Below are 12535 nucleotides of genomic sequence, written 5' to 3' on the forward strand. Positions count from 1 at the left end.
GTTAACAGATTAAATTACCGTTAACACACTTTGACGGTTTTTTATTATCTTTACCTTTACCCCGCTAAACAATCACATAGCGTCAAAAATGAAGAAGAAAGACATTAAGATTTTGTTAGTCGACGACGAGGCAGATATCCTTGAAATTGTGGGGTATAACCTTTCTCAGGAAGGATACCAGATCGTTACGGCAGTTAATGGTAAGGAGGCAGTAGCCAAGGCAAAGAAAGAATTGCCACACCTTATTATAATAGACGTAATGATGCCCGAAATGGACGGTATGGAGGCCGTGGAAAACATAAGGAAGATACCAGAGCTTTCTAATGTTATCATTACCTTCCTTACAGCCCGAAGCGAAGATTATTCGCAGGTGGCAGGCTTTGATGCCGGTGCAGACGACTACATAGCCAAACCGATTAAGCCGAAATTGCTGGTAAGCAAGGTAAAGGCACTATTAAGGAGGCTGAAAGAAGACGAAAGCAAAGAAGACGTTTTAAGGGTAGGTAATATTGAAATTAACCGCGAAGAGTACAAAATTGTAATAGACGACCGCGAAATTGTACTGCCACGTAAGGAATTTGAACTGTTTTACCTGCTGGCCTCCAAGCCGGGCAAGGTATTTAAAAGGGAAGAAATCCTTGACAAGGTATGGGGCAATGAGGTGGTTGTAGGCGGGCGTACCATAGACGTACACATACGCAAGCTTCGCGAAAAAATAGGCGACGAAATTTTTAAAACCATCAAAGGCGTGGGCTATAAGCTCGAAATTTAGTGAACATAAAGTTTAAGAAGTCATACAGGTTTGCCGTAAAATCGGCATCATATATCTCATTATTTTCAGCAGCCATGCTTACAGGGCTGCTGTATTTTATTTATACGGTAAACTGGTTTTTTATCCTCATGTTTACCCTTTCCTTATTTATATTCTGCTTTTTTGTGCTGCAATACCGCGTAGAGCATTTTATTTACCGCAGGGTAAAGAAAATCTACGACGATATTGCCCTGCTCGAATCCAGCCCGCTGCGCAGTAAGCCCATAATGACCGATATGGCTACGCTTACCCGCGAGCTGGAAAAGTTTGCGCGCGATAAAAAAATGGAAATCGAAACCCTGAAAATCAAGGAAGAATACCGCCGTGAGTTCCTGGGTAACGTATCGCACGAACTGAAGACGCCGCTGTTTACCGTGCAGGGCTACCTGCTTACGCTGCTGGACGGCGCCATGAACGACAAAACCCTCCGCAAAAAATACCTGCAGCGCGCCGAAAAAGGTGTAGAACGCCTTATATATATAGTGCAGGACCTGGACATGATCACCAAAATGGAGGTGGGCGACCTTAACCTGCAATACACACGCTTTAATATTATAGAGCTGGTGCAGAATGTATTTGACCTGCTGGAAATGAAGGCTGACAGCAAGAACATCATCCTGATGTTCGACATGAAATACATAAAGCCTATAATGGTATATGCCGACCAGGATAAGGTGCAGCAGGTGGTAACCAACCTGGTGATGAACTCTATTAAGTATGGCCGCGAAGACGGTACCACCGAGGTAAGCATTGAAGACCTGGTGAATAATAAAGTAATCATCCGCGTTAAGGACAATGGCGAGGGTATAGAGCAAAAGCACATACCGCGCCTGTTTGAGCGTTTTTACCGTGTAGATAAAAGCGGTGCCCGCAGCGAAGGCGGCTCAGGCCTGGGGCTTGCTATAGTAAAACACATTATAGAAGCCCACGACGAAAAAATGTATGTAGAAAGTACGTTCGGGCAGGGCTCAGAGTTTTCCTTCACCCTCGAAAAGGCTAAATAGGTCTTTCCATTTACCCAATCCGTTTATATCCCTAAGGCCCTTATACAGTTTGGCTTTTTCAAGGCTCTCCGCCCTGAAACTGTCCTGTTTGCTATACGGTGCCAGCATGGCCTTTTTCATTTTCTTGGCAAGGTACTCCTGTTCCTCATTGCCCGGCACGGGTATAAAAAAGGCGCGCTTGCACAGTTTGGCAAGGTCCATAATATTACTGTAGCTGGGGCGGCACAGCACCATTTCGCTGCGGTTCAGCACATCTTCCAGCATGGCGCTGTTCATAAAGTTGTATTCGGTAACATGCCCGGTGTAGTATACCGTTTGCTCGCTTTCCACAATACCCCGTATCAGCACCACATTACCGTCAAAGTTGTTTAGTGCCGGTTTCAGCTTTTCTTCCAGCTGGCTGCGGTAGGGTTCTGCACCGCTGATTATCACGGCAAGGTCGTACTTCTTATCTGAATTTGTTTTGTGCAGGCGGCTCAGCGTGCCTATGTAACGCAGGTTAGGTATATCCTCTTCGGTATGCCCCAGCTTACCCGAAAGGTTTTGCCCTGTCTTTACATCGGGCACCCAGCATTGGGTAAACTTCCTGAAAAAGCTGCGGTGCATGTGGCTGGCTATACCGGTAAGGTTACCCTGCAATACATTTACCTGGTGGGTTACAAATACCGATGGCACCCTCTTGCTGAAAGCGCCGGGGCGGTTGTCGGCTATTATGCCCTTAATATCCATGTCGCGTACCAGTTGCGCCACGGCTTTTTGTTCTTTGTGTATGGCCCTGAACATCTGTACTATCTGCGTCATTTTCCTCAGGCTGAAAAGGCCGTCCGTTTTGGCGTATTCCAAATGGTAGGCAGGCAGCTCGGCCGTGGTAAGATGGGGGAATTCTTTTTGCAGCAGCAATAGCGCCCCTCCGTTTGAAGCAATTACAGGTTCATAGCCATGGTTTTCCAGCGCCTCAATTATGGGGATGCAGCGTGTGGCATACCCGAAGCCCTTTCCCAGTGGGGCTACTAAAATTTTTTTGCGCGGTTCCAAAATGTTGTGTTTTAAAAAAGTAGTTACCAGCGCAATCTAAAATTATTTCTATTCTCATATATTTCCCTAATTTTACCAAAAATTTAAATTTAAACAGTGGGAAGTAAGAATAAACTGAAGCGCTTTAGGGAAAATGAAACATTTGGCAATGTGCTGCAACCGTCAAGGGAAGAGGCCGTAGCCGGTAATTTTCCGCTTAAGGGCAAATGGAATGAGGAGTTCTTTAAAAACGATAAACCCATAGTACTGGAGCTTGGCTGTGGTAAAGGCGAATACTCGGTAGGTCTGGCTACCCGCTACCCTGAGGCCAACTATATAGGCGTAGACATTAAGGGTGCACGTTTTTGGCGTGGTGCCAAAACGGCTGCCGAGGGCGAGCTGAATAACGTTGCCTTCCTGCGTACACAGATAGAGCTTATAGAGCACTTTTTTGCCGAAGGCGAAGTAAGCGAAATATGGATTACCTTCCCCGACCCACAAATAAAATACAAGCGCACCAAGCACAGGCTGACCAACAGCGAGTTTTTGCAACGCTACAAAAAAATACTGAAAGCCGACGGGGTGGTTAACCTTAAAACCGACAGCGAGTTTATGCACGGATATACCCTGGGCCTGCTGCACGGGCAGGGGCATGAGGTTATTTATGCTAACCATAACGTGTACCGTAATGAGGGTGCCCCGGAAATTGTTACCGGCATACAAACCTTCTACGAGCAGCAGTACCTGGAGCAGGGCAAGCCTATAACCTACATAAGGTTTAAAATAAAATAACTATATGCAGCACGTAGTTCCGGTAGTACTGGGGTTCCTTATATCGTTTCTGGCGACACTACTGCCGGGGCTGCTGAACATGACCGCCGCCAAGGTAAGCCTTAAGGAAGGCCGTAAGAGCGCGGGTATATTTGCCATAGGCGCTGCTACCGTGGTGTTTATACAGGCGTATGTAGCGGTAACCTTTGCGCGTATTATAAGCCGCAACCATGAGCTGATACTGGAACTGCAGCAAATAGGCGTGTGCATCTTTGCGCTGCTTACCCTGTACTTTTTCTTTTTTGCCAAACGCAAGGAAAAAAAGAAAAAGAAGGATATGGAAATCAAGGTGCGCAGCAAGGCGGGCAGCTTCCTTATGGGGGCTATGCTTTCGGCGCTCAATTTTTTCCCGATACCATTTTACGTATTTGTAACCGTTTCCTTTTCACGCGGCAAGGTTATAGATTTTTCGGCAATAAACACATTATTGTTTGTAATCGGAATAGTGCTGGGTGCCTACGCGGTTTTTTACCTGTACATTGCCTTCTTTAAAAAGTTCCAGCACAAAACCGATTTCTTCATGCGGAATGTAAACTACTTCATCGGTTCCATAACCGGTATCGTAGCCATCATCACCCTTATAAAAATGCTCCGTAATTAATCCCAATACCTTATGGCAGAGCAGGAAGAGAATTTTTTCGACAAAGTATACGATGTTGCCCGGCTGATACCTTACGGTCGCGTTACCAGCTATGGCGCCATAGCCAAATACCTGGGTGCGGCGCGTTCGGCACGTATGGTGGGTTGGGCCATGAATGCCGTGGGCGAGCGTGATGTACCTGCACACCGCGTGGTGAACCGTGTGGGCCTGCTTACCGGCAAGCACCACTTTGAAGGGACTAACCTTATGCAGCAGCTTCTGGAAAGCGAAGGGGTAGTGGTTAAAGACAATAAGATTGTAGATTTTGAAAAATACTTTTGGGATCCGGCGAAGGAACTGGATTATTAGATTATTGGAAGTTTAGATTTTTAGAATCTTCTGTCATTTTTACCACAAAGCAGTCCACGATTTTTCACGAAGCACACAAAGCAGGTCCTGTTTTTTTACAACAAGTTAGCAATCCCAATTATTGGGATTGAAGTCCACGAAGTTTTGCGTACAGTCTTGTGACCTTCCGCCTACGGCGGACAGGCTTAGCCCCGTGTTTCTTGGTGAAAAATCGTGGAGAGCTTTGTGGTGAAAAATATTTAGGGGTTTATTTTTTTCAATATTTTCCTGCCGTAAAAAAAATGGGCAAACGGCTAATAAACTCGGCAAGTCAGTTGCTAAAAATCAACTTTTCACAGTATCTTTGCAATTTGAAATCAGTCTTAATAAGACGGTTAGCTAATATATTTATGAAACTCGATAGAAAAGAAATACTGAAAGCCCTTGAAACCATAACCCTGGCCGGCGAAGGACAGAATATGGTGGAAAGCGGCGCTGTACGTAATGTACTTACCTTTGGCGACGAAGCCGTGGTAGAGTTGGTAATGACCACCCCCGCCATGCACATCCGCAAACGCGCCGAAGCAGACATCATAAAAACCATACACGAGCTGGTATCGCCTGAAGCCAAGGTTAAGGTAAACGTAAAGGTGGAATCGCCTGAAAAGCCTGAAATTAAAGGCAAACAGATACCGGGTATCAGCAATATCATTGCCGTATCGTCGGGCAAAGGCGGTGTGGGTAAATCTACCATCACGGCTAACCTTGCCGTTACCCTTGCCAAGATGGGCTTTAAGGTAGGCGTGCTTGATGCCGACATCTACGGGCCTTCTATGCCTATAATGTTTGATGTAGAGCGTTCGCGCCCTATATCGGTTACCATAGACGGCAAAAGCAAAATGAAACCGATAAGCAGCTACGGCGTAGAAATCCTTTCAATAGGCTTTTTCACATCGCCTGAGCAGGCTGTGATTTGGCGTGGCCCTATGGCCGGTAAAGCGCTGAACCAGATGATATTTGATGCTGACTGGGGCGAACTGGATTTCCTTCTTCTGGACTTACCTCCGGGAACCGGTGACATCCACCTGAGCATCATGCAGGCATTGCCTATAACCGGCGCCGTTATTGTAAGTACGCCTCAGGCTGTGGCCCTGGCCGATGCCAAGAAAGGTGTGGCTATGTTCCGCCAGGAATCTATCAATGTACCGGTACTGGGCATTATAGAAAACATGGCGTATTTTACCCCTGAAGAACTTCCTGAAAACAAATACTATATCTTTGGTAAAGAAGGTGCTAAAAACCTTGCCGAAGACCTTGATGTACCGTTCCTGGGTGAGGTACCTATTGTACAGGGTATCCGTGAGGCAGGCGACTACGGCCGCCCTGCTGCGCTGCAAACCGCTACACCGCTGGAGGTTGTTTTTGAGGAACTTGCGCGCAACGTGGTTCAGGAAACCGTGGACAGGAACGATAACCTGCCGCCAACCGAAGCTATTAAAATCACTACCATGGCCGGATGTTCGGCTGTAAAAAAGAAATAATATGACTACAGAAGAAATTAAAAACAATGTAGAAAAGGCGCTGGATGAAATACGCCCGTTCCTGGAGTCAGACGGTGGCAATATCAGCCTTATTGATATTGAAGACGATAAGCACGTAAAGGTACGCCTTGAGGGTGCCTGCATAAGCTGCAGCGTAAACCAGATGACCCTGAAGGCAGGCGTGGAAACCACCATAAAAAAATATGCCCCGCAGATAGAAACTGTGGAGAATGTGGCCTAAGCCACTCCTGAAATGATTTATATCATGTTTACTTAAAGCGTTTTTCGGCAATTTTGCCCCAGAATCGTTTTATCTTTTTTATTCTAAATGATCAGTACAGATATACTAATTATAGGTGCAGGGCCCACGGGGCTCTTTGCCGTATTTGAGGCAGGCCTGCTGAAACTGAAATGCCATATTATAGATGCACTTCCGCAGCAGGGCGGCCAGCTTACAGAGCTTTATCCTAAGAAACCAATCTTTGATATTCCGGGCTTTCCGTCAGTGTTGGCAGGCGATTTGGTTACCAACCTTATGGAGCAGATTAAGCAGTTCCAGCCGGGCTTTACGCTTAACGAACGTGCCGAAACCATAGACAAGCTTGAAGACGGTACGTTTATCGTTACCACAAACAAGGGGACGGAACACCATGCCAAAGCCATAGCTATAGCAGGTGGCCTTGGCAGCTTCGAGCCACGCAAGCCGATTATAGAAGACATTGCCTTTTATGAAGATAAAGGCGTGGAATATTTTGTAAAAGACCCCGAGCTTTTCCGTGATAAGAAAATTGTAATTGCCGGTGGTGGCGACTCTGCACTGGACTGGACTATTTTCCTTGCCGATGTAGCGGCTGAGGTTACACTGGTACACCGCCGTAACGAATTCCGTGGGGCGCTTGATAGCGTAGAGAAGGTGCAGGAACTAAAGCACCAGGGCAAAGTACGCCTTATTACCCCTGCTGAGGTTACTGGTATACACGGTGCCGAAAAGGTGGAGGCACTCGACCTTGAAATAGACGGGGCACACCAACGTATAGAAACGGACTATTTCATCCCATTGTTCGGGCTTACGCCAAAGCTGGGGCCTATAGCCGACTGGGGGCTTGAAATAGAAAAGAACGCCATTAAGGTAAATAACGCGCTGGATTACCAGACCAATATAGAAGGCATTTACGCCATAGGCGACATCAATACCTACCCTGGTAAGCTGAAGCTGATATTGTGTGGTTTCCACGAAGCTACACTGATGTGCCAGAGTGTATTCAACAAGTTAAACCCAGGCAAAAAGTACGTGCTTAAATACACTACTGTAAGCGGTGTAGACGGCTTTGACGGTACCCGTAAAGAGGCCGAAAAGCAGGTGGTGAAAGCAATCGAATAGTTTAATTTGTTTAAGGTTTAAAGTTTAAGGTTGCTCACTCTTGCTTATTGAACGGCTGAGTACGCAACCTTAAACTTTAAACCTTAAACTTCAAACTAAACAAATGAGTGAAATAAAACTAATTATAACCGACAGGGAAGGGATTACCCACGAAGTTGACGCACCTACCGATATGGCCATGAACATCATGGAAGTGGTACGTGCGTATGAGCTGGCTCCTGAAGGTACTATAGGTATTTGTGGCGGTATGGCCATGTGCGCATCATGCCAGTGCTATGTGCTGAATGATGTGGCGCTACCCGAAATGGGTCCTGATGAAGATGCGATGCTGTCTGAGGCGTTTAACGTAAAGCCGAACAGCCGCCTGGGGTGCCAGATTCCCATAACGGAAGATATAGACGGGCTTGCCATACAGCTTGCCCCGGAAGAATAGAAAAGTCCCGCCACTGAGCGGGATTTTTTGTGGCTTTTCCGGACTTCTTCCATTTCGAGCGAAACGCAGTGGAGCCGAGACACCGAAGGTTCAACGAAGTTAATCCCTAACCATGTATGTTTTGAGATGTCTCCACTTGCTTCGCCAGTTCGGGCAAAGCCCTCGTGTCGCTGCGCTTCGGTCGACATGGAACCCCCGACCATAATTCACCAAATAAAAAAAGTCCCGCACTATGGCGGGACTTTCATTTATAACACTGAATTACTTCAGTTTCTTTTTCACTTCTACTTCGTGGTAAGCTTCTATAACGTCGTACTGTTGTATGTCGTTGTAGTTCTTAATCTGCATACCGCAGTCGTACCCTTTAGAAACTTCTTTAACGTCGTCTTTAAAGCGTTTCAGCGTAGCAAGTTCGCCGTTGTAGATAACCACACCCTCGCGGATAAGCCTTATCCTTGAGTTACGGAATATCTTACCGTCAGTTACCATACATCCTGCAATACTACCTACTTTAGATATCTTGAATACCTCACGTATTTCGGCGCTACCGGTAACTTCTTCCTTAAGTTCAGGCGAAAGCATACCTTCCATAGCGTCTTTAAGGTCGTCAATGGCATCGTAAATGATAGAGTAGTGGCGGATGTCGATTTCCTCTTTCTCAGCCAGCTGCTTGGCACCACCCGCAGGGCGCACGTTAAAGCCTATGATAATAGCATCAGATGCAGAGGCAAGCATAACGTCACTCTCGGTAATAGCACCTACACCTTTGTGGATAATCTTGATTTCGATTTCCTCGGTACTAAGTTTAGAGAATGAGTCGGCAAGCGCTTCAACCGAACCGTCCACGTCACCTTTGATGATGATGTTAAGTTCCTTAAACTGCCCCAGCGCAATACGCCTTCCAAGTTCGGCAAGCGTAGTGTGCTTTTTGGTACGAGCCGATTGCTCACGTATAAGCTGTGTACGTTTGGCAGCAATCTGCTTAGCCTCGCGCTCGTCTTCAAATACGTTAAACTTATCACCGGCAGTTGGTGCGCCGTCAAGACCTAATATAGAGATAGGGGTAGACGGGCCTGCTTCCTTAATGTTGTGGCCACGCTCATCGTGCATAGCCCTTACCTTGCCGTGGTTTTTACCGGCAAGTACATAGTCGCCTACGCGAAGTGTACCGCCCTGTACCAGTATAGTAGCTACATAACCGCGGCCTTTATCAAGCTGGGCTTCTACTACCGTACCTACAGCAGGCTTATCAGGGTTAGCCTTCAGGTCAAGGAGTTCGGCTTCAAGCAATACTTTTTCAAGTAGTTCTTTTACGCCCATACCTTGTTTGGCCGATATATCATGCGATTGGTATTTACCACCCCAGTCTTCTACAAGGAGGTTCATGCCGGCAAGTTTTTCTTTAATCTTTTCAGGGTTAGCCGTAGGCTTATCCACTTTGTTAATGGCGAATATCATAGGCACACCGGCAGCCTGAGCGTGGGCAATGGCTTCCTTGGTTTGTGGCATGATGTCGTCGTCTGCAGCAATAACAATAATAGCGATATCCGTTATCTGGGCACCACGTGCACGCATTGCGGTAAACGCCTCGTGACCCGGTGTATCCAGGAAGGTTATCTTCTGGCCGTTTTCAAGGGTAACACCATATGCACCAATGTGCTGGGTAATACCACCCGATTCGCCCGCAATAACGTTCGCCTTACGGATGTAGTCAAGTAGCGATGTTTTACCGTGGTCTACGTGACCCATTACCGTAACGATAGGGGCGCGTGTTACAAGGTCTTCCTCGCGGTCCTGTACTTCCTCAATAGCTTCTTCAATATCAGTGGTAACAAATTTCACTTCGTAGCCAAACTCGTCTGCTACTATGGTAAGTGTCTCCGCATCAAGCCTCTGGTTCATGGTAACCATGATACCCAGCGACATACACGTACCTATAACCTTAGTAATAGGCACATCCATCATGGTAGCAATTTCACCTACGGTAACAAACTCGGTTACATTAAGTATTTTGCTTCCTTCTTCAGCTAACCTTTGTTCTTCGTCACTACGCTGGCGGTGCGTTTCACGCTTATCCCTACGGTATTTAGAGGCTTTAGATTTAGAGCCTTTACCCTGTAGTTTTTCAAGCGTTTCGCGGATTTGGTTTTTAACTTCTTCTTCGGTAGGCTCTACTTTAGCTACAATAGCAGGACGCTTGTTGCCAAATTTATTGTTGTTGCCACCCTGGCCCTGAGGCCTGTTATTGTTGTTTACGCCACCCTGGTGGTTACGGTTTCCGCCTTGCTGGTTTCCACCCTGTCCGCCACCTTGGCCCTGAGGCCTGTTGTTATTATTGTTGTTGGCGTTATTGTTATTGTTTGTGTTCGGGGTAATGCGGTTACGCTTCTTCTTGTCAGCATTCTGGTTGTTTCCACCCTGGCCGCCGCCTTGCTGTCCGCCACCCGGACGCTGGTTGTTGTTATCCTTACGGAAATCTTCCTTCTTCTTTTTAGGCTTATCAAACTGCGAAAGGTCTATTTTCTGCCCGGTGAAGGTAGTGCCCGAAAGTTTTTGGTACTGTGTTTCAATTTTTTCCTGTACCGGAGCCGCTTCTTCAGCAGGCTTGGCTTCAGGCTGTTGTTGTTGCACAGGTTGCTCTGCCGGTTTTGGTGCGGCAGGCTTTTCGGCTTGTGGCTGTTGCGCTTTCGGCTGTATAGCCGGTGCAGGTGTAGGTGCCGGAGCCTGTGTTTCTGCCGGTTTTGGTGCGGCAGGTTGTTCAGCTTGCGGTTTTGGTGCCGGTTCGGCAGGTTGCTCTGCTTTTACAGGTTCGGCTACAACCGGTTTTTCGGCTTGCGGCTGCTGCGGTGCAGCTTCAGGTTTCGGCGCAGCTGTAGTGTCTGAAGGGGCAGGCGCAGATTCCTGTTTTTTAGGGTTGAGGTCTATTTTGCCTATGGCCACAGGTCCGCTAAGCGATGCGCGTGCGCGAATCACTTCCTGCTGTTGCCTTTGCTTTTCCTCATCCTGCTTTTTCTTTTCATCAAGCTCACGCTCACGCTCCAGGCGCAGGGCCTCCTTCTCTTTGCGTTTTTCCTCGCTTACTTCAAGCGAAGCGGCTTTCTTACTTTGGTCGGCAGAAAATTGGCTGAAAAGGGCATTGTATTCCGTACCGGATATCTTGGCATTAGGGCTCGCCTCAATGATGTGGCCTTTGTCCTTTAAAAAGTCCACAGCCCTGTCCAGTGAAATATTCAGTTCCCTTAAAACTTTGTTTAATCTTATTGCTCTTTCTTCAGACATAAATTATGTTTACTATTATCGTCGGTGTTGTGTTGCCGTAATATAGGTTTAGTCTCAGATATTAATCTTCAAATTCTTCTTTAATAATCCTTACCACTTCAAGGATGGTTTCTTCTTCCAGGTCAGTCCTCCTTACAAGGTCCTGCACGTCCTGTTTCAGTATGCTTCGGGCAGTGTCGAGGCCTATTTTGGCAAACTCGTCTATGATCCACTGATCGATTTCATCTGAGAATTCGGTCAGTTCCACATCTTCCTCTTCAGCAAGGTTTCCTTCGCGTATTACATCAAGTTCGTATCCGGTAAGCTGGCCGGCAAGCTTTATGTTATGCCCGCCGCGGCCTATAGCCTTAGATACTTCTTCCAGTTTAAGGAATACATCGGCCCTGTGGCTTGCCTCATCTATTTTTATAGACGATACTTTAGCCGGGCTCAGTGCCCTTGATATAAACAGCTGTGTATTTGTAGTGTAGTTTATAACGTCTATGTTTTCATTACCCAGTTCGCGCACTATGCCGTGTATGCGGCTTCCCTTCATACCCACACATGCACCTACAGGGTCTATCCTGTCGTCGTAAGAGTCTACGGCTACCTTCGCTTTTTCGCCCGGTATGCGTACCACTTTCTTTATAGTGATAAGCCCGTCAAACACTTCAGGGATTTCCTGTTCGAACAGTTTTTCAAGGAATTTCTCAGAAGTACGCGACATAATAATCTGCGGCTTATTTCCTTTCAATTCCACGTTTTCGATGATACCGCGTACGTTGTCGCCTTTACGGAAAAAGTCAGACGGAATCTGTTTTTCTTTAGGCAGTACTATTTCGTTACCTTCATCATCCACCAAAATTACAGCTTTTGGCCTTACGTGGTGCACTTCTGCGGTATAAATATCACCAATTATATCTTTAAATTGTTTATAAAGGTTGGTATTGTCGTGTTCGTGTATCTTACTGATAAGGTTTTGGCGTAGTGCCAGGATAGCCCTGCGGCCCAGTTGTATCAGCTTTACTTCTTCAGACACTTCTTCACCCACCTCAAAATCAGGCTCTATTTTACGGGCTTCAGACAGCGAAATTTCAGAGTTCGGGTCTTCTACCTCACCGTCGGCTACAACCACACGGTTCCTCCATATCTCCATATCTCCCTTGTCGGGATTTATAATGATGTCAAAGTTATCGTCAGATCCGTATTTCTTTTTCAGGGCGTTCCTGAATACATCCTCAAGGATCGACATTAGGGTAACGCGATCGATCAGCTTATCATCTTTAAACTCTGAAAACGAATCTATTAGTGCCAGATTTTCCATGCCAACATCT

12 protein-coding genes are annotated in these 12535 nt (G+C 46.6%); 9 read left to right on the forward strand and 3 right to left on the reverse strand.

Annotation, left to right across the window (positions count from 1 at the left end; all coding sequences use genetic code 11):
* Nucleotides 1-88: 88 nt before the first annotated feature.
* Both ACZIX4_RS07825 and ACZIX4_RS07830 read left to right on the forward strand, forming a co-directional pair.
* Nucleotides 89-772, forward strand: coding sequence for a response regulator transcription factor (locus tag ACZIX4_RS07825; protein WP_463335064.1), 684 nt, complete (start codon nucleotides 89-91; stop codon nucleotides 770-772).
* Entirely contained in the window at nucleotides 772-1815 is a 1044-nt protein-coding gene (locus ACZIX4_RS07830) for a sensor histidine kinase (RefSeq protein ID WP_463335065.1), read from the forward strand. The genes ACZIX4_RS07825 and ACZIX4_RS07830 overlap by 1 nt, the downstream gene beginning before the upstream one ends.
* On the opposite strand, the gene ACZIX4_RS07835 is transcribed toward ACZIX4_RS07830, so the two are convergent.
* On the reverse strand, nucleotides 1780-2850 hold the full coding sequence (locus ACZIX4_RS07835; protein WP_463335066.1) for a glycosyltransferase: 1071 nt from the start codon (nucleotides 2848-2850) through the stop codon (nucleotides 1780-1782). The genes ACZIX4_RS07830 and ACZIX4_RS07835 overlap by 36 nt on opposite strands.
* A gap of 96 nt (nucleotides 2851-2946) precedes the next feature.
* Here ACZIX4_RS07835 and trmB point away from each other — a divergent pair, with 96 nt between their 5' ends.
* From trmB to ACZIX4_RS07870, 7 genes are all read left to right on the forward strand, one after another.
* The gene (gene trmB, locus ACZIX4_RS07840; RefSeq protein ID WP_463335067.1) at nucleotides 2947-3621 is read left to right on the forward strand and encodes a tRNA (guanosine(46)-N7)-methyltransferase TrmB; all 675 of its coding nucleotides are present in this window, start codon (nucleotides 2947-2949) and stop codon (nucleotides 3619-3621) included.
* A gap of 4 nt (nucleotides 3622-3625) precedes the next feature.
* Entirely contained in the window at nucleotides 3626-4261 is a 636-nt protein-coding gene (locus tag ACZIX4_RS07845) for a LysE family transporter (RefSeq protein WP_463335068.1), read from the forward strand.
* A 12-nt stretch (nucleotides 4262-4273) separates the two neighbouring features.
* Nucleotides 4274-4609 (forward strand): MGMT family protein, encoded by a 336-nt coding sequence (locus ACZIX4_RS07850; protein ID WP_463335069.1) that lies wholly within the window; start codon nucleotides 4274-4276, stop codon nucleotides 4607-4609.
* 389 nt (nucleotides 4610-4998) lie between these two features.
* Nucleotides 4999-6129, forward strand: coding sequence for an Mrp/NBP35 family ATP-binding protein (locus ACZIX4_RS07855; RefSeq protein ID WP_463335070.1), 1131 nt, complete (start codon nucleotides 4999-5001; stop codon nucleotides 6127-6129).
* A gap of 1 nt (nucleotide 6130) precedes the next feature.
* Nucleotides 6131-6370, forward strand: coding sequence for a NifU family protein (locus ACZIX4_RS07860; protein WP_463335071.1), 240 nt, complete (start codon nucleotides 6131-6133; stop codon nucleotides 6368-6370).
* A gap of 87 nt (nucleotides 6371-6457) precedes the next feature.
* A complete protein-coding gene (locus ACZIX4_RS07865) occupies nucleotides 6458-7510 on the forward strand; it encodes an NAD(P)/FAD-dependent oxidoreductase (protein WP_463335072.1) in 1053 nt (350 codons plus the stop codon).
* 103 nt (nucleotides 7511-7613) lie between these two features.
* On the forward strand, nucleotides 7614-7943 hold the full coding sequence (locus tag ACZIX4_RS07870) for a 2Fe-2S iron-sulfur cluster-binding family protein (protein ID WP_463335073.1): 330 nt from the start codon (nucleotides 7614-7616) through the stop codon (nucleotides 7941-7943).
* A gap of 261 nt (nucleotides 7944-8204) precedes the next feature.
* Here the strand turns inward: ACZIX4_RS07870 and infB are convergent, their stop codons facing one another.
* Nucleotides 8205-11222 (reverse strand): translation initiation factor IF-2, encoded by a 3018-nt coding sequence (gene infB / locus ACZIX4_RS07875; RefSeq protein WP_463335074.1) that lies wholly within the window; start codon nucleotides 11220-11222, stop codon nucleotides 8205-8207.
* 61 nt (nucleotides 11223-11283) lie between these two features.
* Nucleotides 11284-12525 carry a transcription termination factor NusA gene (nusA, locus tag ACZIX4_RS07880; RefSeq protein ID WP_463335075.1) on the reverse strand — a complete coding sequence of 414 codons (1242 nt, stop codon included), beginning with the start codon at nucleotides 12523-12525 and terminating at the stop codon, nucleotides 11284-11286.
* Between the last annotated feature and the right edge of the window lie 10 nt (nucleotides 12526-12535).

Source organism: Flavobacterium niveum (assembly GCF_055231775.1).

Bases quoted from the DNA above. Each gene is read 5' to 3' on its own strand.
- ACZIX4_RS07825 (WP_463335064.1), top strand. From the start codon at position 89: ATGAAGAAGAAAGACATTAAGATTTTGTTAGTCGACGACGAGGCAGAT.
- ACZIX4_RS07845 (WP_463335068.1), top strand. From the start codon at position 3,626: ATGCAGCACGTAGTTCCGGTAGTACTGGGGTTCCTTATATCGTTTCTG.
- ACZIX4_RS07850 (WP_463335069.1), top strand. From the start codon at position 4,274: ATGGCAGAGCAGGAAGAGAATTTTTTCGACAAAGTATACGATGTTGCC.
- ACZIX4_RS07855 (WP_463335070.1), top strand. From the start codon at position 4,999: ATGAAACTCGATAGAAAAGAAATACTGAAAGCCCTTGAAACCATAACC.
- ACZIX4_RS07860 (WP_463335071.1), top strand. From the start codon at position 6,131: ATGACTACAGAAGAAATTAAAAACAATGTAGAAAAGGCGCTGGATGAA.
- ACZIX4_RS07865 (WP_463335072.1), top strand. From the start codon at position 6,458: ATGATCAGTACAGATATACTAATTATAGGTGCAGGGCCCACGGGGCTC.
- ACZIX4_RS07870 (WP_463335073.1), top strand. From the start codon at position 7,614: ATGAGTGAAATAAAACTAATTATAACCGACAGGGAAGGGATTACCCAC.
- infB (WP_463335074.1), bottom strand. From the start codon at position 11,222: ATGTCTGAAGAAAGAGCAATAAGATTAAACAAAGTTTTAAGGGAACTG.
- nusA (WP_463335075.1), bottom strand. From the start codon at position 12,525: ATGGAAAATCTGGCACTAATAGATTCGTTTTCAGAGTTTAAAGATGAT.